Genomic DNA, 24,825 nt, shown 5'->3' with positions numbered 1-24,825 from the left:
CGGCAAAATTTAAAAATGAATATTTTCTTTCTTATTTCTAAAATCCATAGATATTATGAATTATGGAATTGTTAGAGTCTTCAATTTCTTTTTGAAATTTTCCATTTTTAACAACATTTTGAAGTATTGATTTTACATTCAAGGAAATTTCTTTTAATTGAGCCTCGGATGGTTCTACAAAAGGAATCTTCTTTATATAATTTGACGAGTTATTAGTCGTTGAATTTATTGTCCTAATTAAAATATTGCATGTAGGTGAATTGAAAAAGGCTAATAAATAATATAAGAATTGTTCATTAGTCGGAAATACACCAACGATTGACTGATCAAATAATCTATTTTCGAGTAATACTGCGGATATTGACGAAGAACTTACCATTGGAATACCTATTCCTTTTTTAAAATAAAAATTGGAATTTTGGTATCGTGCTTTTTTACATTTCTTATAATGTTCAACATTTTCTTTTGTCCAAGACATAAACCAGATATCCGATTTCCAGTATTTGGTATTTCCTCCTTTTACAATTGGCACATACAATTTATTTGTATTTAATCCCTCTAAATCGTTTACAGAACAATTATACTCAACGTTATCAACATCAACTAAATCGTATCGCTTGCCGTTTTTAATATCTTTACTTATCACTTTTAGAAATGATTTGTCATTTCCTGAATAAAATCCTGTAACACAATTACATATATCTCCTATTTTTATCTCATTACTTTTAATACAATGAAGGACTTTTTGATTTGTATTAATGACAAATGAATAATCAGCATTTTTTAGAACTTCATTTTGAGTTAAAACAATCTGCTTAACGTGTTCCAATTTATTGTTTCCTAATTCTTCAACTGATTTAAAACCACTATAAATGCAAAATTCATTATTTAAACATATTTCTCTTTTTGAAGATTTCTCCAGAGATATAATCATTAGATTTGCATATCCAAAATTGACACCAGGAAAGAATGAAGACGGAAATAATGAAATCTCATGAATCAAACAACTTGTCAAAACATTCTTTCGTATTAATTTATGCATATGTACTGTTAGCCAAGTATCAGGCATAATAAATGAGAGTCGTCCGCCATCTTTCAATAAATTTATGCTATGAGCTAAAAATAAGGTATAACTTTCTTTTGAATAGAATCCGTTGAATTTCTTTTTTAAGCTCTTTCTTTCCTCTGTATTTCTCCATGCGCCATAAGGTGGATTTGCTATTACTGCATCATATATACCTCCCATAGAAGAATAGAAATCTAAATCTTCATCATATAGAAAGTCCGTTTCTTTTATATTCAAATTAATATAGTCGTTGTATTTAGACTTCAAATTATTAAAAGATTGTCCATTTAGTTCTAAAGCATCAATTGAAGCTTTAGGTACATCTTTTATTAATTTATCTAAGAAAATTCCATCTCCCGCACAAGGCTCTAATATTCTCTCAGAGCCAGATAGTTCCAGTAAGTTAACCATATAACTTACTATTGATGATGAGTTAGTGTAATAAGCTTGATATTTTCTTTTTTCTTCTACCATGTTAAGTATTGAAGCAAATTATTCGTTCTTAAATGATTTACAAATTCAGGGGATAAATCGTCTTCCCAAGAAATATTATTTTCTATCCATTGTTTAATATTATATCCAGTATATCGTTGTATTTCATTATAAGTGTCTGCACCAGAAAAAGCACTCCATAAGCCACTATTCTTTAATGTATTAAAGTAGTTGTTATTTTCGGTAGAGCGTACAAAAATTAAAGGATTATAATTGTCATTTAAACCATGAAATATTTTAGCAACTAATAATAATCTATTAGTATTCCCTTTTTCATTTGAACCAAAACCACTCTTAAAATCAACAACAAACTTTTCATCTCCAATTTTGAAATGTAAATCCAAATTCATCTGAATTTCTCCACAACTAACCATTTCCCATAAAGCGGAATAAAAGTTGAGTAGTTGCTCTTTGTCTTCATCAGATATTGGAAGGTTATTTATTTTATCTGTCAATTCTGGAAGCATTTTATTTTTTATTTCTTGAAAAGTAGGAGGCGTAAAAAGCTCCAACTCATTAATTGGATATTTGAAAGTTAGTTTACAAAAAGGCTCCCATAGCTCACCAATACGCCTTGAAAATGTCATATACTCGTACGACCAAACAGAATTCCTTGCCTCAAGCATGACCACATAATTACAATAAGTAACCATTAAAATACATTCCAATAGTTCTATATTTGACCATTCCTCTTCCAATGCTTTTTCTTCTATTTCCTTTATAAGTCCTTCCCGACTTTTATAAAGCTCTCTATTGAGTATTTTTGCTTTATTTTTATAATCGTTTTCTCCTTCTAATTCCTCCATGAAAGTTTCTAACTCATCTCGAAAATATTGTATAACATCATTTTTTGAGGTGCGAATTTCTTTAGTTATTTCCATTTTTGAACGATTTTTAATTGATATTGCAAATGTATCAATTAAAATCCAATGGAATGCCATGAAAAGAAACTGAGTTATCAACCAGTGCTTTTCAAATTCGCATGAGCTAAAATAGTTGGCATATTGTTAAAGGCAAAATTTATTTCATATTAAATTAAAAGTTTTCAAAAAATAGGGGGTCGCAAAAAGGGTCGCAATTATTCAATATAGAGTAAAGCATTTATTTTACTGGATTTCCTATGAATTATTAAGACTCTAAAATTGAGTATATAAAAATGCAAGAGTCAGATTGTCAACCATATAGGTCGTTCGCCAGGAACCTCAGAGTTTCGACTCGAATAAACGCTAATCTTTTCTTAATAAATTGATTAGCGTTTTTGTTTTAAATCTAATTTTGAAACTTGCACAGTATTCGCACGGCGTTTAATGTTCTACACTTGTATAAGCTCAATCAGAGAGTTACATTTTTGGGGACTAGAGGCAAAAAAGGGGGGTACACCCCATAAATGGATTCTGCACACACCCCAATCTGATGCGTCGCATTTTTTTATTTTTCTATTTCTTTAAGTTTATCTTCAATGAGTTTCTTTGTTGCATAATAATAGTGTCCGCTAAGCGTTTTTTTTACGTGCTGCTTCCTTCCTTTATCAAATAACTCTTTTAAACCTATCAAGAAAACCTTTATATCAGATAAATAATACGGCTCTCTATTAAATGCTCTCTCCATGAATATATAAACTTGATGCTTAGAATCATTGTTTGATTTAATGTATGCTGAATAAAAAATATGAGGACTGAATTCTTCCAGTATTTTTATGCTATATTCAGAATAAAATTTTTGACAAAATGAAGAGATATCAGTTCTACATTCTTCTTCTAATTGTTTCGTCTCATCTTTTTTTGAACTCAACTCAAGCTTTCTATTCTCGTCTAGAATAAATTGGAAAAGATTTTCTTTCTGCTCCCTATAGATATCATCCTCTTTAATGTTTTTAAAATTACTAGGATGGTATTTTATAGATAAATCTACTGATTTTATTTTAGCTTTCTTAATTCCTACTTTCAATTTCTGAACCAAAGTATCTGGAGAATAACTGAAAATATTATTAAATCGAAGAGCATAATAAAAGACTGTTGCATATTCACTTAGATTCTGATATCCCCCTCTGTTCGCATAATCTAACATCCTTGATGTTAACGACTTGTATTCTATATTTTCTAGTTTGTAAACTTTATCCCAAGATAACAAATTCAAGATTCCATATTGAAGTAAAGTTAATCCTTCTTCATTAATACGAAATATATTTATAATCTCATTTCTTAATTTGAGAATATCAAAAGCTTCTCCTCCTGTTACAAAGGAATAAATTGAATCGAAGTATTTATAATTATTACTAAATGAGTAATATTTATCATGGATTAACCTCAAGTATGTTGGTTCTTCTGTTTCTTCTACTTTTTTTCCCATATTATATAATTCCCTTGCCATCATCATAGTATAAGAATCTAGATTATCTAATTCTTTTTTCTCTGAGAAGGAAATTTATCCTGTACGATATTCCTCTGATATTATCAATATGAATTTTAAAGTCTCTTTTAAAATTTCATCCTTACTATTCCTAAAAAGTTTTTCTTCTCTATTACACAAGGATTCTATCTCAGAATAGATATTTAGAAACTGATTTAATCCATATTTAAGAGTTCTGAGATTTTTAGTCGTTTTATTGAAAATATCCAAAATAAGTTCTTTTTGGTAAGAAAGGAATTCTGTATATGCTGTGTTTCTTGCAAAAATGCTTTTTATAATATTATCAAAAATATCTTCATAGTCGGGAGTATATTCAATTGTGTTGCCAATTACTTTTTCTTTGCTATCATCAAAATTATCTATTTTACTTTCGTTTGCTATCAAAATTATTTTCGTCCCATGATTCTCAATTAGAAGATTCACAAAACCAATAAATTGAGATATTTCTAACTCTGGACTTTTCCGTTCAATATCATCAAAACATATCACTAAGTTTTCAAATCCTTTAATCTGATTTAGAGCTTCCGCCCAAATACTAGTATCTATACTCTCAGCATTGACACCTGTGAAATTTAGTAGTCCTTTGGCAAAAGTCCCCAAAAGAGTAGTTGCAGCTCTCGATTTCGGATTCTTGAATAAAGAATATGAAGATAATAGAATTTGTGTCTGTATCTCGCCTATAGATTTCAACCCAAATAAAGAAATTATTATAAGTTTGTATTTCTTACTTTTATCCTTTAATGTACCTTTATTTTCAATTATGGGTTTAATTGTCTGATTGAAGTAATGGGTCTTGCCTGTTCCCCATGCACCTGTCATTAACAGAGCATAATCTGTCTCAAACTCTAAATATTGGTCTACTATTAAATCTAATCTTTGCATATACTTTAATGTCTAAAACTTATTCCTAAATTATACTCCAAAGATATATTTATTGGCTCATTAAATGTTATTTTTGTGAAAACAAGATATTTATTATTATGATAGAAGGAGTATTGGCTACAGGTGAAATATGAATAACTAAGAATATTGCAAATTATATATTTCGCTAAGGAATGGATAAAATCTTTACTTCTAAGGAAGATTTACAGGAGGAACTTATAACTATAGTCCATAGTACTATTGATGAATATTATGGTCGCATTGTATATGTTTATAGCTCTCTTTTTTCTCCCTTGTTCGTAATGAAATACCTATATAATAATAAAGCTTTCCAAAATGTGTCTATAACTTCTGCCAATAGGAATTATTTCTTTACCTACCTTCATCGCATTGCCGACCAAGCCTGTTACTTGCTTAAGGTTAACCATATACGAACGGTGAACTCTGGGAATAAAAGGACATTTCATTTTTTGTTCTATCTGTCCTAATGTTAGGGAGGATAAGTGTTCTTTAGTTTGATTGCAAAAGACAACGGTTGTGTAACTGCCTTCGGCTTTCAGATAAAGAATCTGGTCGAAAGGTATATACTTCACAGTTTTACCAGTACGTACAAACAAAGCAGGAATAATATATAAAACTCNNAAAACTTCATTGTCAATATTTCTCATAATCAATATTAGTTATATTAAGAAATAGAGCGATATTGACCATTTAAAAAGGATCTCAAAAAAGATCCTTACAAATGATTATCCCATAATCAGCCAATTAGAACACTGTTTCATTATATAGAAACACTCTCTGATTACTATATTCTACACATCTAAAACAGATGAAAAATCATTTTTGACTGTATTAACATGGATGGATACTTACGCAAATCTGGATAGAATCGAAACAAAATATAAGTATTAGAACAATTTTTTGGGGTCATTTGTTAATTAAAAACATAAAGAAATATAAATTTCTCAAAAACAGTCTATAAGAAAAGAAAGTTAAGAAATGTAGAGTGATAATTCTATAGATAAATAGATAAACACCGGTTGTATTTGAAGTAAGAGTCAATAATTTGACATGAGGGCTACTTCTATTACAACCGATGCCACATGTTCACATTACATTATTATTAGTCTCAAAATAAATTATACCCCTTAAGACTCTATTATAAAAATATTATCGTAATGTATTAATGATTTTTGTTGTAAATTTATCAGGAAAAGTCAAAGCTTCGAGATAAAGCTGAGATAGCGTTTCCTCATTAAAAGGGTCCCCACCTAGCCCATGATCTTCAACATTTCTGAAAATTTGCAAATTTGGATTAGAGTTCATTCTTTCCCCAAGAGCTTTATACCCCCTAAAGAAGTATGTCGAAATTTTCCTACGCCATCTTACTCGCATATCATCATTTAGATTTACGTCCTGAGGAAAATTCCAAAAGTCACCTCGTCCCAAATGAGTAGCTGTGGCCGGCATTCCATTTGCACTCATAAAGATACTACATGGTATACATGAAGCCACCTTTGTTGTTCCCGGTCCCAGAGAATACTCGATATGGGCTTGTTCATTTTCAAGATTTGGATATGATAGCATTGCTTGTATCATGCCATGAACACAACCAAAAAGATGATCTCTCTGCATCCCTCCCCGAGGTGTTAGCTCGCTCGGAACATAAATAATATTAGCTGGCTGCGCTCTTTGTGCTCTAGCAACGCTGTTCGAAGCATTCATAACTTCTACTGCGATCCCGTCATATTCTTGATAAACATCATCGGTGACATTCATTCTGTACGACGGTCTGTAAATAGAGAGCATGGAAGGTCCTATTATATTAAAGCCACCGGTACGTATAAATCCGCCGATGTATGCACCACGAGGTTTAGTTATACTTGCATCGGCCTCCATAGCGTTCCAAAATCCTTCTGTTTGATCATATGCATCAATAATGGTCGTATCATGTATTTGATCCTGATTGAGTGGTTTTGCTAAAATATAAGGCTGATTACGAGCTGGAACCGTTGGAATAAATTTTACATTAACTCCAGCATCTCTTAATATTAACTGACGGAATTCTTCATGTTCTCGTATAACCTCCTGTTGCTGCTGTTGATTTCCACTCAATTCATACTCGAAATCTGTACATAGACCCTCATCTACATTTCTAATTTGTGCTTGATCTTCAATGAAGCCTATTGTAATTATTGTACATAAGGCATCAGCTGTCGTTTTAGTTAATGGACGAATTGACATAAGCTTAACTTTTAATGATTAATAATTCTTTAATATTACTTGGCTTTTCTGATTCTTATATATCTTACTTCTTCCAAATAAGGTTCAACTCTATACAATTTTCTTCTTCTTTAATATCTTGCAATTCAAAATCTGCGTTTCTCCCATCCCATATAAGGGGAGGCAAAAACATTGTCTTATTATCTTGTCCTGGAAAAGGAATACATGTGTAATCTATCATAGAATAGAACCCTGAACGTATCAGTTGATAATAGGGATGGGAAGACTTCGTATTAACCATATTCATATCCCACGCATCTTCATCGGACATATCTACATGATAAATCAATAGTCCTGTTCCAGGTAAATATCGATCCCATCCTTCAGCCTGACGATTCTCAAAATAAAAATATTCTTTCGTATCAGGTATTGCGATCTTAAAAGCACATAATATGCGTGTTGCGGACGAGTAAGAGCTTACCGGATTTAACTTTATAGAAACAATCGTATCAATCGGTTCAAGAACAGGAATATTCATCCATTGCACATATTCTCTTTCAAAAGCCGAATATCCCGCAGGACAACGCCCCTTATCGAGATAGTTACCTCTATCCATAATACTCATACTTCCTAAAGTGAGACCACTACCTGACGATGTGTTATAAAAATCGGGTAGCCCAAGTACATGGCTAAATTCATGACAAAAAGTACCAATAGTGGCCATTAGAGGATCTGGATCATGATCCTTTCCGATGTACTCGGATGAACATGCATAGCGTCCTATAGTTTTATTGGATATAGTCAAACATGAATCTACAATATTTCCGGCATGTGCCCATATATATTCCCTCTTGTTTGGATTTTCATTCTCACAATACGAAGCAAAAAATATATATACCATATCTACCAGAGCATCATTGTTACTGTCGTATTTAGAAAAATCAATCTCGGTTGAAGCTCGTTTACAAGCTTCAATTACCATTTCTGCCGCACGAATTTCTTCTTGATTATCACCGTTTTGACCATAATATGCCATCGGTTTTGGTAACCGAATAGGTCCTATAACATTAAAATTGGGAAAAAACAGGCTGTCTGAATTAGTAATAAAATAATCTCTTACACTCCCTTTAGCTCCCTGATAATTATAACCTTCAGCATTTAACAGAGAGCTAAAACTATCCTTAGGTGCGGGTATAGTAAAATGAGTATCAGAAAATTCGACAAGTATAACTAATCCGTGAAATTCGCCTATTGAATTTATCTTCTGTGCTTTCAGAGATGTTACAGGATATATACTATCATCATAACAGACTGGTATTTCATGAGCCAATCCAATGGACATCAATAAAGCAATGAAAAGACTGTAAATTTTAAACATAATAGAATTGTTTTTATAAATCCTCTTCTATCTTTTTCTTTCTATAAAAAAGATAAAAGAGGATTCGCCGATTTATTCCTTCTTTGAGGTTAATTGGTTGGTCTATTATCCTCAAATTTGATTGGGATATCTTCAGCCTTGGTTGGTTTACCTAATGTTTGCAAATAAGCTTCCTTATCGTCCTCAGGCGTATTTGCTCTTTGTTGGCTGAGAGTTCCTTTTTTCACAGAGCGTTCTACAAACGTATTGTAAACATCGGCGGCAGCTTCGATTGCCGCTGATAATTCTTTCATCGTCATTTTACTGGCATCAAATTGTCCTTGGTACAGATAAAGGAAAGTGCCTAGATCGATGCGATTAACATCAATTACAGATTTAGTAGCTACTACGGCAACTACACGTTCCATTCTTGTTGTAATGGATTTAGCCATTACACCTTGATACCAAGCCTTCATATCGACCCTTACCGGAGATAATCCATCAGTAGCTACATAATACATTTCGATCGTATCTGACGACGCTTCTCCCTCCCCTAAAAAAATATTAAGAGCACTGCTGGCTAGATTACCAATCCCATTGATTATATTCTGCTTATCACCACTCAGAAATGCGGTGAGGCTGGAAGTAACTACATTGCCTATATTTCCAGCTTCACTCGACGAAAACGCACGAACTTCTTTTTTACTCCCTACCATATATGTGATAGGTACCGTCTTGTTACTTTTTTCTTCACCGGCAGTCAATAGGCTTTTCTCAATATCCCTGATAAAAATATCGGCTTTCGCACTTCCCAACTGTTCCAAAGCTTTTACAGCTTCTTTCTGCTCTTCGAATTTTGCATCCGTGGCATCAAAACTTTTGATTGCATCTTTGATTATTGACATAATTCTTCAGATTTTAAATTAGTAATAAATAAGGACTTATAAATATGCCGAAGCATATCATTGTTTTAGTTTCTAATCATCAGTTCTTTATACTATAATCTCCTATCCTATTAAGGATTAAATTTGTCAGTATCTGTATTTATTATACCACAAACGTATAGTAGCTTTTATCCAAATGAAAAATAATATTGATGAATAACGGATTTACCTAATAAACGGATAGATAATAGGCATGAATAAAAAATGAGTTATAGTGTAGAACACTGCAACAATGTTTAGATTTAAAAGTTTCGGAATTTATGAGATTTACATAGATTAAACTCTATCGACTTTGGCTATGCGAATCATACCGAAGTATAATTAAAGGGTATTATAAACATTCCCTACTCTGTAGCTCTTCGAATATCTTTGAACAACTTTAAAATAATAAATATTATCTTTGGGTACAAACTAAAAAAGAATACATGTCTGATCAAGAAAAATATAATCGAATATTTGAGGCTAATAACAAATGGATAGAAAAAAATAAGATAGACAATCCCGGATTATTTAAGTTATTAGCAGCTGACCAACATCCTGATTTTCTATATATCGGATGTTCTGATAGCAGGGTACACCCCAATCAGGTTATGGGATTAAAGCCAGGAGAGGTTTTTATCCATCGTAATATCGCAAACATGGTTATAGCCACTGACCTAAGTGCTCTTTCCGTTATCAACTACGGAGTCGAATACCTGAAAGTTAAATTTATTATTGTTTGTGGTCACTATGGTTGTGGAGGGATAGAAGCGGCAATGAAAAAGTCGGACTATGGGATACTTAACCCTTGGCTGCGAAGTATACGAGACGTCTACCATCTACATAAAGAGGAACTGGCTGCTATTAATGATATCGGAGCCAGACATAGGCGACTTGTAGAACTTAATACATATGAACAATGCCGCAACATAATCAAAATGGGCGAAGTTCAAAAGTCTTATTACGAAAAAGGATATCCTAAGGTTGCCGGATGGGTATTTGATATCAAGGATGCCCAACTCCATGATCTTTACTTCGATATGGACGGCGAGCTTGATAAGATTAAAGAGATTTATGATATTACAGGCAATACTGAAGATTGAAGAATTTCACTTCATTTATAATATCATTACACCCTTTTTCCTATTTAAATATCCTTTAAGGGGCTTTTAGGAAAAAGGGTGTAAATGTCTCTTATATTACTTATATCCGCAATTGATATTAAATAATATCAAAAACGAATATGTATGCTTACTTCAAATTAATGTGACAGCTTATCGTATGCGGTCTAAAGATTTCACAAGCTTTTCGTCTTTCTTTATACGTGAAACAGCAAGTAAATCAAAGATCAGTGCTAATACAGGGAAAATAATTCCAAGTTGAATATTTAAGGAATATCCTGAAGTAATCTTATCTAAGAATGCATTTACATAAAACGCGGCAGTCACATAATATATAGCTATCAACAAAGCCGTAAATAATCCCAATTTTATTTGTAACTTTCTTTTATTATACAGAAATATATTTAGAAAAGCTACGATCGCGGATAGAGCACAAAAGATAGCCGCTCCCCAAGCATGATAAGATATTGAGTTGTCAAATATTCCCAAAGAATTAAACAATATACTTGAAAATTTAAGACCTTCACTCGTTATTTCAAGCGATGGAATCACAAAAGTAGCCCCCATCAATATCGTTGTAAGAAGGAGAAAAATCGACTGTATACGCTGTATCATTCTATATTAGAAATTATCTTTATCCTTACTAGGATTTCTGTAATAAAGTTTACCTTCTGTATATTCCTGTGCAGCGATAAGCGTTGGCTTTGGTAGTTTTTCGTAGTAACGAGAGATTTCTATTTGTTCTCTGTTTTCGAAAACTTCTTCCAGATTATCGTTATATGAAGCAAATTCCTGTAGTTTCTTATCCAAATCCTGTTTCATTTCAACAGAAATCTGGTTAGAACGCTTAGCGATAATTCTAACAGTTTCATATACATTACCGGTGTCTTCAGACAAAGACATCATATCTCTGGTAATCGTATTGCTTGCTGCATTTGTTTTTCTATAATCCATAATGATTTTAAAATATAATTATATTGTTTTTTTCGATTATTTATTTCTTCAGCTCTTGTTGAACAGCTTCGTTTGTTGCATCATCTACTTCCTGACCTAATGCTTTTAACGCTGCACGATAGTAACGTTCACTTTCTTTAGTGTACTTACCATTAGGAAACATGTTTTTATAATTGAAGTGTTCGTCCATTAAATCCCTGTAACGTACAGGCTTCTTTTCTTCAACACTGTAAACGGCTTGTTCAAATCTCGCTCTAACAATCAAAATCTGGAATTCTTCTGTAAATTCAGAAAAAGGATAAGATTTTAGAGCCTCACGTGCAGTTACTACGCAAGATTCATAATAATTTTCTCTATTATAAAGTCCCAAGTTGTAATATAAGCGTGCGGCAAGAAACTCTTTGTATGCTAACTTCTCTTGAAGTTTAAACATCAGATCCTGAGCTTCGGGAGCCTTTTCGCTTTGAGGAAAATATTCCAAAAAGTTTTGAAATTCCTGAATTCCTTTATAGGTACTTGTTTGGTCTAACCTGGCATCCGGAGAATCGAGATACAATCCGTAAGCAGAGTTAAATCGTGCCAACTCGGTAAATTCGCCCTTCGGAAATTTATTATAATATCGGGTATAATATTGAGTAGCTGTTGTATAATCTTTATCATAGAAATAGGACTGGGCCAACAGATACAATATTTCCTGCTCTTTGGAAGACCCTGTATATGCAGATAAAATCTCATCTAGCAAGGTGATTGTTCTTCCATATTTCTTTTGATCGAAGTATTTCTTAGCATATTCATACTTTAACTCGGCATCACGGCTTTTCAATATTTTATTATATTCGCCGCATGATGCAAGCAGCATTGCTAATAATAAGGTACACAGGATTCGTATCTTCATTCTACTCAAAAATTAGTTTGCAAATTTACACAAAGCTTTTATAATTTAAAAATAAACTTTTACAATTATATTTTTTTGAGATTCACGATCAGTTTAGCGAAACATCGAAGCAACCTTTTTCACTCCCATTACCAACTGATCAATCTCTTCTTTTGTATTGTAGAATGCCAATGATGCTCTCACTGTACCGTCCACACCCAACTCATCCATAAGAGGTTGAGCGCAGTGATGACCTGTACGAACGGCTATTCCCATTTTATCTAAAAGCATTCCCATATCATAATGATGAATATTATCTACCAAAAACGAGATTACGCTACTTTTCTTATCCGAAGTTCCATATATTCGCAAACCTTCTATTTTCAGTAATTCATCAGTACAATATCTTAATAACTCATCTTCGTATGCTTTTATTGAGTCAAGCCCAATATTTTTTATGTATTTCAATGCTGTGGCCAACGCTATCACACCCGGATAATCAGGGGTTCCGGCCTCAAATTTAAATGGTAACTCGTTGAATGTAGTCCCTTTAAAGGAAACCGTTTTTATCATTTCACCCCCACCCTGATAAGGCGGCATCTGATTGAGCCATTTTTCTTTACCATACAAGACACCTACTCCATTCGGGCCATAAACCTTATGTCCTGAGAAAACAAGAAAATCACAGTCCAGCTTTTGTACATCCAGCGCCATATGCTGAACCGACTGAGCTGCATCTATCAGCACAGGAATATTATGTTTGTGAGCAATTTCTGTTATTTGATCAACAGGATTTACAGTGCCCAATACATTAGAGACATGTGTAACCGATATCAGACGTGTTTTTGGTGAAATAAGTTTCTCCATTTCGTCCAACATCAATTCCCCCTTATCGTTGATAGGAATTACTTTAAGCTTGATTCCTCGTATTGGCTCTTGCAATTGCCACGATACAATATTGGCATGATGTTCCATTGCCGAAATAATAATTTCGTCACCCTCATTGCAAAATTGGCGGCAAAAACTATGAGCAACAAGATTTATCGACTCTGTAGTGCCTCTTGTAAAAATAATCTCGTGGCTATGTTTAGAGTTGATGAATTGTTGCACCACCACTCTCGATTCTTCAGCCAGATCTGTAGCTTGCTGGCTTAAATAATGTACACCACGATGCACATTAGCGTTCGTGGTGTAATATATTTTAGTCATTTCCTCTACCACACATTTTGGTTTTTCGGTAGTAGCCCCATTATCCAGATAAATAAGAGGTTTACCATAAACCGTAGTAGATAGAATAGGAAAATCTGATCTTATTTCTTCTATATTCATTTTTTTACTGTCAATAGTCAGCAGTTAGCAGTACAATGACATTCTGCAACCAAAAACTATGTTTCATTTATCATTTACATACTGCACAATTTCCGCAACGAGCAGATTCTCCCTTGAAACGTTTTTCGACCAAATCCAGAAGTCTTTCTTTCAGGCGATCGATACGAACATGTTCCAATACTCCCGCAGCAAAAGCTTGCATTAGCATCAAACGAGCAGATTCCTTAGATAGACCACGAGAGCGAAGATAAAATAAAGCCTCTTCATCTAACTGTCCTGTAGTTAATCCGTGTGAGCATTTCACATCATCGGCATAAATCTCCAACTGTGGCTTAGAATACATGTGAGCATTTGGAGAAATACACAAGTTATTATTCGACTGATATGCCAAAGTTTTCTGTGCATCTTTTTCAACCCGTATACGTCCACAAAAAGCGCCTGTAGCTTCATCTTGCAACACATACTTGAACAACTGCGTACTCGTGCAGTGCGGTACAAGATGATCGAGAAAAGCAAAATTGTCTACATACTGATGCTTATCCGCTATAACCATACCACAGACATAAGCTTCAGCATGCTGTCCGGATAGTTTTACATTATAGTTATTACGGCTAACGCCCGTATTGAAAGTCATATTATTGATCAATACATTTGATGCTTCGAGCTGATGAACAAATGTATTTGTCAAACGAGTAACTTTATCTGAGTTTTCTTCCAAGTCGTAATAATCGACAAGAGCATTACGTCCGGCGAAGATTTCGGTAACCTGTGTTGCTAAAAACTGAGACTCATCCACTGTATGATCACAAATAAGTAATTTCACCTGAGCATCATCCTCGGCTATAATCAGAATACGGCGATTGACAAGACTATTAAATTCGCTCTTCAATATATTAATCAGCTGAATAGGCTCTTCTACAACAACACCCTTAGGTACATAAATAACAAAACCATCTTGAGCAAACATTGTATTGAATGCGACAATTCCGTTTTTATCCATCTCTGCTATCTGCCCATAATATTTAGAAAACACCTCGGGCTTTTCTTCTGCAAAATGCTTGAAACTACCAACAAATACCCCGCTCGGATAATTTACCTTTGGCTTATGTTCTTCATGAAATATATCGTTGAGAACAAAGTAAAGATTTGTGGTCAAATTTGGAATTTCACACCTAAAGGCAACGTATGGGTTCCCTGTGAATGGCAACCTGTTAATGTTGAGAGCAAAGTCAGGTAAAAATTCCGCTGCAACGTCCAGATAGAGATAATCCTCCATTTTCTTGGTAGGGAATCCCTGATCTTTAAAAATATTTAGTGCTTTATCTCGAAGACCATTCATCCCTGATAAAGACTTTGTATCAATCTTATCTCTATACTGGGTAAATATGTCTATATATTGATTTTCTATCATTCTTCAAAATCTTTAATAATCCAATCGTATCCTCTTTCTTCCAATTCCAGAGCCAATTCAGCTCCTGCGCTTTTTACTATACGTCCTTTGTATAATACGTGTACATAGTCAGGCTTGATATAGTCCAGCAACCGTTGATAGTGGGTAATAACCACTGTAGCATTATCCTTGCTCCTCAACTTGTTTACACCGGCTGCAACAATACGCAAAGCATCGATATCAAGCCCTGAATCTGTCTCATCAAGTATTGCCAACTTCGGCTCTAACATAGCCATTTGGAAAATCTCGTTACGTTTTTTCTCTCCTCCCGAAAATCCTTCGTTCACCGAACGTCCCGCAAGGTCTTTGTCTAGTTCAACTAATTCTCGCTTTTCACGCATCATTTTCAAAAAGTCTGAAGCTGAGATAGGCTCCTCACCTTTATGCTTACGGATTTCGTTTAAAGAAGCGCGCATAAAGTTTGTCATACTTACTCCCGGTATTTCTACAGGGTATTGAAAACTGAGGAACAACCCTTCACGAGCTCTATCTTCGGGATCCATTTCCAAAAGATCATGTTCTCTGAAATTTACTTCACCTTCTGTCACCTCAAAATTGGGATTACCTACCAAAACCGAAGCAAGGGTACTTTTTCCGGCACCATTAGGCCCCATTATTGCATGAATTTCTCCCTCATTTACAACAAGATCTAATCCCCTTAATATTTCTTTGCCTTCAACATTGGCATGTAAGTTCTTTATGTTTAATAAATTTGCCATTATTATTATATGTTGTTTAAAATAAAAATCTTAGTTACAGCTATCCATTTAACACTAAGATCTGATATATGTTCAAGCCACCATGGCTTTCGAATGCAAAAATAGTAAATAAAACACAAAAATAGCCCGTTTTTAACAGGCTATTAGTTATTTATTAAATCTATAATGTTTCTTTTCTAATAAATTAAACTATTTAACAAACTAATAGTTCCCGTATTTCAAATGAGTAAGGTTTTTGTCCCTAGAAACTCATTTCTACTACAACGGGACAATGGTCAGAAAAGTTTATTTCACTCAGAATTGCAGCATTATTAAGTCGTGGGCGGGCTTCTTCGGTAATAATATGATAATCTATACGCCACCCTAAATTTTTACCTCTGGCTCCTGCCCTATAGCTCCACCAACTATACTTCTCCGGACTTTGATCATACACACGAAAAGTATCAATAAGTCCTGTATCGATAAACTCATCAAACCATTGACGTTCTTCAGGTAAAAAGCCGGAGCTTTTGGTATGACGTTCAGGGTGGTTTATATCGATAGGTTTATGACAGATATTATAATCTCCGCAGATAATGAGTTCGGGTCTTTCTTTACGTAGATTGTTTATAAAATGTGTAAAATCGGCCAAAAATTTCATTTTTATATCCTGACGAATATCCCCCATTGTACCAGAGGGTATATAAACACAAATCACAGTGACATCCCCATAATCGGCACGCAATACACGCCCTTCTCTATCATATTCAGGAATCCCCATTCCTATTTTCACCAAATCAGGGATACGTTTGGTCAAGATACCAACTCCGCTATATCCTTTTTTTTCGGCAGGATGAAAATAGTAATTATACCCCAATGATTGAATAGTCAATACATCGATCTGATCTTCCGTAGCCTTTATTTCCTGCAAGCATAAAATATCAGGCGACTCTTGTTCAAGCCATTGATAAAGACCTTTATTTACAGCGGCACGTATGCCGTTTACATTATATGATATTACTTTCATTTAATTAAAATGGATTAAGTCAACTTGATACCTTCGTTTTCGGCAGCTTTAACTTTCTTAAATAAGTCGGAGGCAAAAACAAAATCATTAAAATCTTCATTTGTAGAAGATATCACGTCTTTGCTTGAACCTTGCCACTCGAGTTCACCCTCTTTGATAAAATTGATTCGTTCGCCAATACCCATTACCGAGTTCATATCGTGAGTGTTGATAACGGTCGTAATATCATACTCTTTTGTGATATCATGTATCAAATCATCTATAACGAGAGATGTTTGAGGGTCAAGTCCGGAGTTCGGCTCGTCGCAAAACAAATATTTTGGGTTGAGAGCTATGGCACGAGCTATGGCTGAACGCTTCATCATACCTCCACTAATCTCTGATGGATATAGGTGACCTGCATCTCCAAGATTTACCCTTTCCAGACAGAATTTAGTTCGTTTCTCCTGCTCTATTTTGGTCATTGAGGAGAACATCATTAAGGGGAAATTGACATTTTCGAAAACAGTCATGGAGTCAAATAAGGCCGATCCTTGAAAAATCATCCCCATCTCTTGACGCAAATCTTTCATCTCACCGAGGCTCATTTTTGTAAGATCACGTCCGTCATATAATATTTGCCCGCTTGAAGGGCGCATCAAGCCTACGAGATTTTTAAGAAGAACCGTTTTTCCCGAACCGCTTCGTCCAATAATAAGATTGGTTTTCCCTGCTTCGAAAAGAATATTTATATCCTTCAGGACGTCTCGTTCATCAAATGACTTATATAAGTTCTTTACTTCTATCATGACATCATCAATTGTGTGATCAGCAAGTCTGAAACAAGAATAAGAATACTACCCATAACTACCGAATCGGTACTAGCTTTGCCCACATCCAACGATCCGCCCCGTGCTGAGTAGCCATAATAAGAGGCCACAGTTGACATAATGAAAGCGAATATTATAGTTTTAACAATAGCATACCATACATAAAATTCTTTGAAATAGAATTGAAGTCCATACTGAAAGGTATCAGCAGGCATCACTTGCCCTATTATACAGACTGCATATCCGCCTATTACACCAAAAAACATACTAAGAACTACAAGTACCGGGATGAAAGTCATCAGAGCGATTACTTTAGGCAAAATGATATAATTGGCAGAATTTACGCCCATTATTTCCAATGCATCTATTTGTTCTGTAACTTGCATCGTTCCTATTTCGGATGCGATGTTAGATCCGACCTTTCCTGCCAAGATAAGACACATAATCGTCGACGAGAATTCCAAGATAAGAATCTCTCTAGATACATAACCGACCGTATAACGTGGCATGAACGGAGAATCAATATTCAACTTTATCTGAACCACAATAACAGCACCGATGAAAAAAGAGATTATTATCACAATCCAAATAGAGTTTACTCCTAATTTGCTTATTTCGGCAAGATACTGACGAAGAAAAACACTCCATTTCTGAGGTCTTGTGCAAACCTTTTGCATGAGGAGAGCATAGTGTCCAAGTTTATCTAAAAGAGAAATTATAAACATATTTGTTTTTTCAGAGATTTATAAACATGAACAAAGATACATTTTTTTGTATAATTCTCAGATTTGAATCGAATGGAATGTATTAAGAGAACATTTTTTGAAAAATTTTCACTTATCTTATGAGTTATAGGAAATCAAGCCTATCAATAATAACACTGGCAAATTTGATTTATAGTGGATTATAAATCCTTACATTATTGATCTTCGGATTGCAAATCCGAAGGGACGAAGAAAAGGATATTTCTTAATTTGGAATATATAAAAAAAATTCTCTTCGTCCTCCTGTTTTCCTCTTAATTTCGATACTCCCTTTACCATATTTTTTTATAATAGAGTCACCCACATTTACAAAATTCCATGAATCAGGATAAAAATCTACTGTTATATTTAAAGTATCATTATTAATTGTATGGACTTGGATCATCTTAGCCGCATGATTCCAGTTATCAATATGTTTTTTTATTATTTGTCCATCATAACTTGAATTTATAACATCTATAGTATATTCTTTTCTACTACTAATATTACAAGACAAAAATAAACACATTATAAATAAATAAGATATAAATTTCATATATGTATTTAATGTTTTAAGTAAATATGAATTTAGTTTTTGATTCTAAAGAATTTTCAGAAAAAAGTAGATGAACTATGAATCAGTTCAATAGAATATATTCTACTACGAACCGACATGGATTTTCCCATTAAAATAACACATATCTTTGGCATAGTTTATACCAACAATGATATACCAATATGATGAAGACATCACTTGATCTGATCTTTTACACTCGGGCTGAGCATCTCTATAGCCAAGAACAAACTTAATGAAAAAAGTGACAACCAACGGTCATAGGAGCGAAGCATATGTAAAAGTAACAGCTTTTTGCATATATTTCTCTGTCACCTTTTTTCTCCCTTTAAGTCTGGTATAGATATATAATCCTGCCTATATTATCATAGGCAGGATTAGTTTATATCAAATAAATATACTGATTACTATTAATCTTCGAGCAAATCCGAAGGGACGATAAATTATTCTTTTGACATTTCTATCAAATAACAAGTTGACTTAGGAATAGTATCTGAAAATATTTTTTCTATATCATATTTACTATTTTCTAAATTTGATTCATATGATTTCAATAAGTAGTATAATGCTAAGCATTTAGTTTTACTATCTGATTTTTCAATCCAATTATAACCCTCAAAGTGAGTCAAAATCCAGTAGACATCATAATACGCTTGTGAATAACGATTCTTATTTGCCATCTCTAAAGCAACAAATAGAATTTCATCCATGTTCCCATATATTCCATGATATTGCGTCAGCTTTAAATATGCATTTGTATCATTTAAATTTATAGCTTTATCTATCAAGTCAATATGATCTTTATCACTCATTTTTGGAAAATCAGAAGCTGATATTTTTTCCTTTTCATTACATGAAACTAATAAAAATGATAATGTTATAATAATAAAATACAATTTCATAGACTTTTATTTTGATTTTTCTTTCTTCTTCTTTTTTTCTTCTTCTATTTTTTCTTTTTCTACTTTTGTAAACTTTTCAGGATATGGTATTTTCGCTATTTCTTTTCCATTCTTATAAATGACAATGCCCCCATCTTCATTTAAAACTCCTGTTGTTTCTCCAGATTCCACTTCATATACATATTGTCCATCAAAGCCAACAACAATAACATTTGGATACTCTTTTGATATTTGTTTCGCTATGGGATTATTCGTACCCTTTCTTATATGGACATTTTCTCCGCTACCTGAAACAAAATCTCCTTCTGTTGCTGAATTGCATGTATATAAATATAAGGTCACCGGTTCTCCTTTTTCCATGGCTTTTTTCCATGCTGGGCTTTCTTTACTTAAAGCTTCATTAATACTTTTAGGATTTCCCAATCTTGTACCTTTATTATAAATCGAAGTCGGTGTTCCATACCTAAACACATAAAATCTATTATCTCCTCTTTTATATTCAACATGTTTAGGAGGCTATACGGCTGCTTCTTCTGTTCATCTACACTGTTTTCGGCAAAAGCTGTTCCGAAGGGATAGTAATGGTTTCTTTGGGTTACCGTTCCACTGGCATTTACCACTACACGGTTGTTACCCAAGTGGTCAGTCATATAGTAATGATACACCCCTCCTTCTATATATCCTCCGTCAACGATTGGCTATCTCTATAGCTAATAACAAACTTAGTGAAAAAGGTGATAAAAGTAACAGCTATTTATATATTTTTCTGTCAACCTGTTTATTCCCTTAAGATCATTATAGATAAATAATCCGGCCAATGATAATATTGTCTAGATTCACTATTTTGAATGAATACAAATCCCTTCCGATCAATACTTCTTATTCAAATATTATCAAAATCTGAAGATTAATAAATATAGTTACCTCCCCCCCTCAAAGAATACGTCAAAACATTTATAAAATAGAATTTGGAATAAATACCTATCTTTGATGAAAACATTTTGTTTTTATTAAAGAGAAATAGATATGACACCAACTAAAGATATAGAAGATATTAAAGACATAAAAAAAATGGTTGATATTTTTTATGGAAAGGTCAGAAAAGATAATTTGATTGGCCCCATCTTCAATGACAAAATACAAAATCATTGGCCGGAACATCTTGCTAAATTATACTCCTTCTGGCAAGGAATATTATTAGGAGAGAAGACATATACCGGATTCCCATTTCCTCCACACGCACAATTACCTATAAGTAAAGAGCATTTTGACCGATGGCTAGCCCTTTTCACAGAGACTGTGGATAGTCTTTTCGTTGGGCCAATTGCCAATGAGGCCAAAAACCGTGCATATAAGATAGCTGATATATTCCAAGATAAATTAGCGTATATACGCAACAAGGCAAATAAATAACATGCAAATATTGTATAGAAAATAATCTCTATATTTGCATTTTATAAATTAAATAGAAAACAATTATGATGAAACCACGTCTGGGTATGACAGCCCGAACAGGTGATAAATGTCCTAAGAGTGGAGTATGGAGAGCTATGGGAATAGCTGAAACCGTTACAATGTCTATATCTCGAGGAAATAGAATGCCTATGCATGAGAACAGAAATATAAATTGGAAACTAATTATAATGTTTTAAGTCATGCTTTTGGGGACATGGTGTTACTTTTCTGATAAATGTAATTTAATTTTTCAAATTTTACAGAAGAACATCTATTTATACAATCAGACTTAATATTCTCTACAATAAGTATTCTTCGCTATAGAGCATCATTAATCAGGAAAGGAAAACTTCCGGAGTAATAAAACAAAAGGTAACCATAACGGTTGCCTTTCTTATTCGTCACAAGACACTAGCTTTTTGTCCTTGACAGAAATAAAAGTATTTAGATTGGTTTTATTTTAAGTTTAAGAACTTGCTTTATTAATATATAAATGAAATTGTTTTTTATTTTCTTTGTAAAAAAAGTCTAACTATGGAATCACAGAACGACAAGTACGAAGAATTAATCTGCGAAGAGATAAAGAAATTAGCAGCTATTTTCTTGAAAGAAGCAGGAGAGTTTTATCCTTTTGCAATAGGAATAGATACCTCTAAACAGATATATTCAATAGCTGCTTCAAATGAGGAAGAGTTTCCAGATTCTCAAACCTTAATTGATATATTAGAAAATAATATCCCTTTAGATATTATTGAAGGTAAATATTTATTGGGTGGAATATGTCTCGACATTTTTAAGTATGAAAATATTGACGGTATTCAAGTAAAAAAAGATGCTATCGAAATAAGATTTATTAGGGAGGGGTATTATAAAAGAAAGTATTATGTATACGAACTAAGATCAAACGGAGATGCTATTTTTATTAAACCGAAATAAAAAATCCGAGCAATTCTGTTCGGATTTTTTAATATTGTTTGATATCTTATTTTTTACTGAGTGTTTCTGAGATATCAATTTTTCCTTTTTCACTAAAAGATGAAACTTTATCATTTTTGTTGATAATTACATTTATGTTATCCGTTTTAGCATCGTAATAAATTATAGTTTGAAAACTAGGGCAATCATGTTGTTTGCATCCAGAAAATTTATAAATACCACTCTCTGATACTATTGGAGTTTCAACATTAAAATTCTTAATAATAGCATCATATTCAGAGCCGGTTATATCCTTCACCCTTTCATTAAATGAATTGTCTTCAAAAATTTTAATCTCTAAAGGATATTTTCCTTCATTTTTCACGATGATATTATTCGGGTCTAAAATTTTAATTTCTTGAACTGCATTATCAGAAATAGCGGAAGTAATTGAGTCCTTACTTTCTGAGATTTGATTGGATGGCTGTTGCTTCTTGCAGGAGGAGGCTCCTAAGGACAATATTAAGGATATTGCCATAAATAATATTGGTTTCATAATTATATAAATTAAAGATTAAAAGCTAAAAATATAAACAGACAAAATCCAAGTGAAATAAAAAAACAAAAATTACAACTCCTTAACAATTTATAAACTACTTCATTCTTACCAACTAAATATTCCAGATACATTTCAATCGCTTTTAATATTTTCAGCTATCGATTCAAAGAATTCAGCTAGTATTGTCATAATATCTGGTGTATCATCATGAGCATTTCAAGTCCATCCTAATATGAGGCTCCTCACTTGATAAAGTTTTTGATTTATAGAACATCACATTAACTGTTATATTCATAGGTTAAACTGGTTTAACTCTCGGTTTAACTTTGCTTACGCAACAACCTAAAACCAGACCTTCCACAAACAAAAAAGCACCTACAACATTAATTGTAAGCGCCTTCCTAGTGACTGAATCATATTTAGTTGATACCCTTTCTTTTACAGAAGCGGAATCCCGAATAATAGAAGAAATAAGACCCTATATCAGTGGTGTGTTTACAATCTCCGATATTAAACGAGCCAGACTATCGGAAATGTTTCTGAATGAGAATGGCGATCGCTACTTCAAAGCAAAGATATATTTCGTTACTCTGGACGAGAAAAGTGGCTCGGAAAAGAAAACGGCAGATACAATGTTAGCACAGGCTAGTTCTTTAAAAGAAGCTTTGGAAGTTGTCGAAAAAGGTATGTCGGGTACTCTTGCTGACTATGAAATAGCAAGTTTATCAGAGACAGCAATCACGGATATATTTCCTTATGACCGTACAAAAGTCGAAAAGCCGATACAAAAACCAGATATGTTTAAGGATGAATATGAAGATCCATTATTCGAACAATGCAAAGCCTTAGTTATCGAAAAAAACACAGCAACAACCTCCATGCTGCAACGACAATTTTCTATCGGTTATAATCGCGCTGAACGATTAATGGACGAATTGGAGCGCAAAGGAGTTGTTGGCTCTTTCAATGGAGCATCACCAAGAGAGGTTATCTATAATGCTGTTGGTATGACTTAAAACAAGCAAAGAGAATTTGTAATTGAAAGAAGCTTTTGTTGATCGTCCTTATATTTTAAATATAAAATGGTACGCATCGACATGAAGCCTCTCTCAGTAAACGAAGTATGGCAAGGTAAACGATATAAGACAGAAAAATATAAGCAATACGAGAATACCTTACTTTGGCTTCTTCCTAAAATAAAGATACCCGAACCTCCTTATGAAATTCATTTCAGATTCGGATTTAGCAACTCCCTTTCGGATTAGGACAACCCGGTAAAACCGACTCAAGACATCTTAAGCAAGAAATACGGTTTTAACGATAAGCTAATCCGTAAGGCTATTGTGGAAACCGAAATTGTAAAGAAAGGAAAGGAGTATATTGAGTTTGAAATTAGGAGGATAGAATAATAATCCCGCCAATGGTATATCGGCAGGATTTATTTATAGAAAATTAAACATTTTTACTTTTAATCTTCAGATTGCAAATACGAAAGAACGAGGTAAAAAATCCGTACAGTTTAATCGCTGTACGGATTTTCTTTATTGATACGCAACGCACAGATTGGTACCTGTGCGAGCAAGGAAGTTATTTCTTTAAATATTCACTTACCCATATCATATATCTATAACCTAAATGGATACCTAATAGTAAAATCAGTATATAATTAAAATATATAGATATTTTATCTAACCTTATAAATAAATAGATAGATAAGTAGATATAGAATAAATATGTAATAATATAATCTGAATACATCAATATATTCTTAACTTTTTTTCTTTCCATTATTTATGAATTCTAATATTCCACTAATAATTCCTAATAAAACAATAAATAATCCTATATATCTAATAATATTAATATATCTAAAATTATTTAAAATATCTTCAAAAAGATATAAGCATATAACCAGAATAATAATAGGAAATTTAAAATAATCACCTATTTTAATAATAATATTGATCAAATTTTTCATAAACATCTATTCTAATTGGCTATCGTTTCAAATAATATGGAGGCTGCGGCTGTGGCTGTGGCTGTGGCTGTGGCTGTGGCTGTGG

28 protein-coding genes and 1 pseudogene are annotated in these 24,825 nt (G+C 33.2%); 7 read left to right on the top strand and 22 right to left on the bottom strand.

Features of this window, described 5'->3' with window-relative positions; all coding sequences use genetic code 11:
* Positions 1–37: 37 nt before the first annotated feature.
* The 8 genes from B3P17_RS14305 to B3P17_RS14270 all read right to left on the bottom strand — a co-directional run bounded on the left by B3P17_RS14305 (position 38) and on the right by B3P17_RS14270 (position 9,334).
* Positions 38–1,540: an Eco57I restriction-modification methylase domain-containing protein gene (locus B3P17_RS14305; protein ID WP_291105978.1), complete on the bottom strand. Its 1,503-nt coding sequence runs from the start codon at positions 1,538–1,540 to the stop codon at positions 38–40.
* The gene (locus tag B3P17_RS14300; protein WP_291105976.1) at positions 1,534–2,439 is read right to left on the bottom strand and encodes a hypothetical protein; all 906 of its coding nucleotides are present in this window, start codon (positions 2,437–2,439) and stop codon (positions 1,534–1,536) included. Before B3P17_RS14300 ends, B3P17_RS14305 begins: the two co-directional genes overlap by 7 nt.
* Before the next feature lie 547 nt (positions 2,440–2,986).
* Positions 2,987–3,934 (bottom strand): hypothetical protein, encoded by a 948-nt coding sequence (locus B3P17_RS14295; RefSeq protein WP_252639354.1) that lies wholly within the window; start codon positions 3,932–3,934, stop codon positions 2,987–2,989.
* Between the two features lie 48 nt (positions 3,935–3,982).
* Entirely contained in the window at positions 3,983–4,849 is an 867-nt protein-coding gene (locus tag B3P17_RS14290) for a KAP family NTPase (RefSeq protein ID WP_252639353.1), read from the bottom strand.
* Between the two features lie 311 nt (positions 4,850–5,160).
* The gene (locus tag B3P17_RS14285) at positions 5,161–5,517 is read right to left on the bottom strand and encodes a LytR/AlgR family response regulator transcription factor (protein WP_291105974.1); all 357 of its coding nucleotides are present in this window, start codon (positions 5,515–5,517) and stop codon (positions 5,161–5,163) included.
* 502 nt (positions 5,518–6,019) lie between these two features.
* A complete protein-coding gene (locus B3P17_RS14280; RefSeq protein ID WP_252639351.1) occupies positions 6,020–7,093 on the bottom strand; it encodes a hypothetical protein in 1,074 nt (357 codons plus the stop codon).
* 64 nt (positions 7,094–7,157) lie between these two features.
* On the bottom strand, positions 7,158–8,450 hold the full coding sequence (locus tag B3P17_RS14275) for a M6 family metalloprotease domain-containing protein (protein WP_252639350.1): 1,293 nt from the start codon (positions 8,448–8,450) through the stop codon (positions 7,158–7,160).
* An 89-nt stretch (positions 8,451–8,539) separates the two neighbouring features.
* Positions 8,540–9,334, bottom strand: coding sequence for a hypothetical protein (locus B3P17_RS14270; RefSeq protein ID WP_252639349.1), 795 nt, complete (start codon positions 9,332–9,334; stop codon positions 8,540–8,542).
* Between the two features lie 464 nt (positions 9,335–9,798).
* On the opposite strand from B3P17_RS14270, the gene B3P17_RS14265 reads away from it, so the two are divergent.
* On the top strand, positions 9,799–10,455 hold the full coding sequence (locus tag B3P17_RS14265) for a carbonic anhydrase (protein WP_006844090.1): 657 nt from the start codon (positions 9,799–9,801) through the stop codon (positions 10,453–10,455).
* 171 nt (positions 10,456–10,626) lie between these two features.
* On the opposite strand, the gene B3P17_RS14260 is transcribed toward B3P17_RS14265, so the two are convergent.
* The 13 genes from B3P17_RS14260 to B3P17_RS14200 form a co-directional block, all read right to left on the bottom strand.
* Positions 10,627–11,088 (bottom strand): DUF4293 domain-containing protein, encoded by a 462-nt coding sequence (locus B3P17_RS14260; RefSeq protein WP_252639348.1) that lies wholly within the window; start codon positions 11,086–11,088, stop codon positions 10,627–10,629.
* Between the two features lie 6 nt (positions 11,089–11,094).
* Complete coding sequence (locus B3P17_RS14255; protein ID WP_006844092.1) at positions 11,095–11,427, bottom strand: DNA-directed RNA polymerase subunit omega; 333 nt, start codon at positions 11,425–11,427, stop codon at positions 11,095–11,097.
* A gap of 40 nt (positions 11,428–11,467) precedes the next feature.
* The gene (locus B3P17_RS14250) at positions 11,468–12,322 is read right to left on the bottom strand and encodes an outer membrane protein assembly factor BamD (RefSeq protein ID WP_252639347.1); all 855 of its coding nucleotides are present in this window, start codon (positions 12,320–12,322) and stop codon (positions 11,468–11,470) included.
* A gap of 93 nt (positions 12,323–12,415) precedes the next feature.
* Entirely contained in the window at positions 12,416–13,630 is a 1,215-nt protein-coding gene (locus B3P17_RS14245; RefSeq protein WP_252639346.1) for an aminotransferase class V-fold PLP-dependent enzyme, read from the bottom strand.
* A gap of 70 nt (positions 13,631–13,700) precedes the next feature.
* Positions 13,701–15,041, bottom strand: a complete 1,341-nt coding sequence (gene sufD / locus B3P17_RS14240; protein ID WP_252639345.1) for a Fe-S cluster assembly protein SufD — start codon at positions 15,039–15,041, stop codon at positions 13,701–13,703.
* Positions 15,038–15,799: a Fe-S cluster assembly ATPase SufC gene (gene sufC / locus B3P17_RS14235; protein WP_252639344.1), complete on the bottom strand. Its 762-nt coding sequence runs from the start codon at positions 15,797–15,799 to the stop codon at positions 15,038–15,040. Before sufC ends, sufD begins: the two co-directional genes overlap by 4 nt.
* A 241-nt stretch (positions 15,800–16,040) precedes the next feature.
* A complete protein-coding gene (locus B3P17_RS14230; RefSeq protein ID WP_252639343.1) occupies positions 16,041–16,805 on the bottom strand; it encodes an exodeoxyribonuclease III in 765 nt (254 codons plus the stop codon).
* Between the two features lie 14 nt (positions 16,806–16,819).
* A complete protein-coding gene (locus B3P17_RS14225; RefSeq protein WP_135107193.1) occupies positions 16,820–17,593 on the bottom strand; it encodes an ABC transporter ATP-binding protein in 774 nt (257 codons plus the stop codon).
* Entirely contained in the window at positions 17,590–18,333 is a 744-nt protein-coding gene (locus tag B3P17_RS14220; protein WP_414647343.1) for an MlaE family ABC transporter permease, read from the bottom strand. The genes B3P17_RS14225 and B3P17_RS14220 overlap by 4 nt, the downstream gene beginning before the upstream one ends.
* A 250-nt stretch (positions 18,334–18,583) precedes the next feature.
* Positions 18,584–18,913: a hypothetical protein gene (locus B3P17_RS14215; RefSeq protein ID WP_252639342.1), complete on the bottom strand. Its 330-nt coding sequence runs from the start codon at positions 18,911–18,913 to the stop codon at positions 18,584–18,586.
* Between the two features lie 461 nt (positions 18,914–19,374).
* Positions 19,375–19,833 (bottom strand): hypothetical protein, encoded by a 459-nt coding sequence (locus tag B3P17_RS14210; protein ID WP_252639341.1) that lies wholly within the window; start codon positions 19,831–19,833, stop codon positions 19,375–19,377.
* Positions 19,834–19,839: 6 nt separating this feature from the next.
* Positions 19,840–20,256, bottom strand: a complete 417-nt coding sequence (locus tag B3P17_RS14205) for a hypothetical protein (protein WP_252639340.1) — start codon at positions 20,254–20,256, stop codon at positions 19,840–19,842.
* Positions 20,223–20,483, bottom strand: a complete 261-nt coding sequence (locus B3P17_RS14200) for a hypothetical protein (protein WP_252639339.1) — start codon at positions 20,481–20,483, stop codon at positions 20,223–20,225. The genes B3P17_RS14205 and B3P17_RS14200 overlap by 34 nt, the downstream gene beginning before the upstream one ends.
* A gap of 376 nt (positions 20,484–20,859) precedes the next feature.
* Here B3P17_RS14200 and B3P17_RS14195 point away from each other — a divergent pair, with 376 nt between their 5' ends.
* The 3 genes from B3P17_RS14195 to B3P17_RS14185 all read left to right on the top strand — a co-directional run bounded on the left by B3P17_RS14195 (position 20,860) and on the right by B3P17_RS14185 (position 22,224).
* Complete coding sequence (locus tag B3P17_RS14195; protein ID WP_252639338.1) at positions 20,860–21,246, top strand: group III truncated hemoglobin; 387 nt, start codon at positions 20,860–20,862, stop codon at positions 21,244–21,246.
* A 65-nt stretch (positions 21,247–21,311) separates the two neighbouring features.
* The gene (locus B3P17_RS14190) at positions 21,312–21,485 is read left to right on the top strand and encodes a hypothetical protein (protein ID WP_252639337.1); all 174 of its coding nucleotides are present in this window, start codon (positions 21,312–21,314) and stop codon (positions 21,483–21,485) included.
* A 337-nt stretch (positions 21,486–21,822) separates the two neighbouring features.
* Positions 21,823–22,224, top strand: a complete 402-nt coding sequence (locus tag B3P17_RS14185; protein WP_252639336.1) for a hypothetical protein — start codon at positions 21,823–21,825, stop codon at positions 22,222–22,224.
* 46 nt (positions 22,225–22,270) lie between these two features.
* Here the strand turns inward: B3P17_RS14185 and B3P17_RS14180 are convergent, their stop codons facing one another.
* Complete coding sequence (locus tag B3P17_RS14180; RefSeq protein ID WP_252639335.1) at positions 22,271–22,759, bottom strand: hypothetical protein; 489 nt, start codon at positions 22,757–22,759, stop codon at positions 22,271–22,273.
* 407 nt (positions 22,760–23,166) lie between these two features.
* Here B3P17_RS14180 and B3P17_RS14175 point away from each other — a divergent pair.
* From B3P17_RS14175 to B3P17_RS14165, 3 genes and pseudogenes are all read left to right on the top strand, one after another.
* Positions 23,167–23,541, top strand: a pseudogene (locus B3P17_RS14175) (DUF4494 domain-containing protein); the annotation flags it as partial.
* Positions 23,542–23,559: 18 nt separating this feature from the next.
* Positions 23,560–23,778 (top strand): DNA translocase FtsK, encoded by a 219-nt coding sequence (locus B3P17_RS14170; protein ID WP_252639372.1) that lies wholly within the window; start codon positions 23,560–23,562, stop codon positions 23,776–23,778.
* A gap of 66 nt (positions 23,779–23,844) precedes the next feature.
* Positions 23,845–24,027, top strand: coding sequence for a hypothetical protein (locus tag B3P17_RS14165; protein ID WP_252639334.1), 183 nt, complete (start codon positions 23,845–23,847; stop codon positions 24,025–24,027).
* Positions 24,028–24,825 lie beyond the last annotated feature (798 nt).

The organism is Dysgonomonas sp. UBA7630 (assembly GCF_002483985.1).
GTDB lineage: Bacteria > Bacteroidota > Bacteroidia > Bacteroidales > Dysgonomonadaceae > Dysgonomonas.
The sequence above is the reverse complement of the archived record's forward strand: the minus strand, read 5'-3'. Positions and strand labels throughout refer to the sequence as shown.

Coding starts and splice junctions, on each gene's coding strand:
- B3P17_RS14305 (WP_291105978.1), bottom strand. CDS start 1,540: ATGGTAGAAGAAAAAAGAAAATATCAAGCTTATTACACTAACTCATCA.
- B3P17_RS14300 (WP_291105976.1), bottom strand. CDS start 2,439: ATGGAAATAACTAAAGAAATTCGCACCTCAAAAAATGATGTTATACAA.
- B3P17_RS14295 (WP_252639354.1), bottom strand. CDS start 3,934: ATGATGATGGCAAGGGAATTATATAATATGGGAAAAAAAGTAGAAGAA.
- B3P17_RS14290 (WP_252639353.1), bottom strand. CDS start 4,849: ATGCAAAGATTAGATTTAATAGTAGACCAATATTTAGAGTTTGAGACA.
- B3P17_RS14280 (WP_252639351.1), bottom strand. CDS start 7,093: ATGTCAATTCGTCCATTAACTAAAACGACAGCTGATGCCTTATGTACA.
- B3P17_RS14275 (WP_252639350.1), bottom strand. CDS start 8,450: ATGTTTAAAATTTACAGTCTTTTCATTGCTTTATTGATGTCCATTGGA.
- B3P17_RS14270 (WP_252639349.1), bottom strand. CDS start 9,334: ATGTCAATAATCAAAGATGCAATCAAAAGTTTTGATGCCACGGATGCA.
- B3P17_RS14265 (WP_006844090.1), top strand. CDS start 9,799: ATGTCTGATCAAGAAAAATATAATCGAATATTTGAGGCTAATAACAAA.
- B3P17_RS14260 (WP_252639348.1), bottom strand. CDS start 11,088: ATGATACAGCGTATACAGTCGATTTTTCTCCTTCTTACAACGATATTG.
- B3P17_RS14255 (WP_006844092.1), bottom strand. CDS start 11,427: ATGGATTATAGAAAAACAAATGCAGCAAGCAATACGATTACCAGAGAT.
- B3P17_RS14250 (WP_252639347.1), bottom strand. CDS start 12,322: ATGAAGATACGAATCCTGTGTACCTTATTATTAGCAATGCTGCTTGCA.
- B3P17_RS14245 (WP_252639346.1), bottom strand. CDS start 13,630: ATGAATATAGAAGAAATAAGATCAGATTTTCCTATTCTATCTACTACG.
- sufD (WP_252639345.1), bottom strand. CDS start 15,041: ATGATAGAAAATCAATATATAGACATATTTACCCAGTATAGAGATAAG.
- sufC (WP_252639344.1), bottom strand. CDS start 15,799: ATGGCAAATTTATTAAACATAAAGAACTTACATGCCAATGTTGAAGGC.
- B3P17_RS14230 (WP_252639343.1), bottom strand. CDS start 16,805: ATGAAAGTAATATCATATAATGTAAACGGCATACGTGCCGCTGTAAAT.
- B3P17_RS14225 (WP_135107193.1), bottom strand. CDS start 17,593: ATGATAGAAGTAAAGAACTTATATAAGTCATTTGATGAACGAGACGTC.
- B3P17_RS14215 (WP_252639342.1), bottom strand. CDS start 18,913: ATGAAATTTATATCTTATTTATTTATAATGTGTTTATTTTTGTCTTGT.
- B3P17_RS14210 (WP_252639341.1), bottom strand. CDS start 19,833: ATGAAATTGTATTTTATTATTATAACATTATCATTTTTATTAGTTTCA.
- B3P17_RS14200 (WP_252639339.1), bottom strand. CDS start 20,483: ATGACTGACCACTTGGGTAACAACCGTGTAGTGGTAAATGCCAGTGGA.
- B3P17_RS14195 (WP_252639338.1), top strand. CDS start 20,860: ATGACACCAACTAAAGATATAGAAGATATTAAAGACATAAAAAAAATG.
- B3P17_RS14190 (WP_252639337.1), top strand. CDS start 21,312: ATGATGAAACCACGTCTGGGTATGACAGCCCGAACAGGTGATAAATGT.
- B3P17_RS14185 (WP_252639336.1), top strand. CDS start 21,823: ATGGAATCACAGAACGACAAGTACGAAGAATTAATCTGCGAAGAGATA.
- B3P17_RS14180 (WP_252639335.1), bottom strand. CDS start 22,759: ATGAAACCAATATTATTTATGGCAATATCCTTAATATTGTCCTTAGGA.
- B3P17_RS14170 (WP_252639372.1), top strand. CDS start 23,560: ATGTTTAAGGATGAATATGAAGATCCATTATTCGAACAATGCAAAGCC.
- B3P17_RS14165 (WP_252639334.1), top strand. CDS start 23,845: ATGGTACGCATCGACATGAAGCCTCTCTCAGTAAACGAAGTATGGCAA.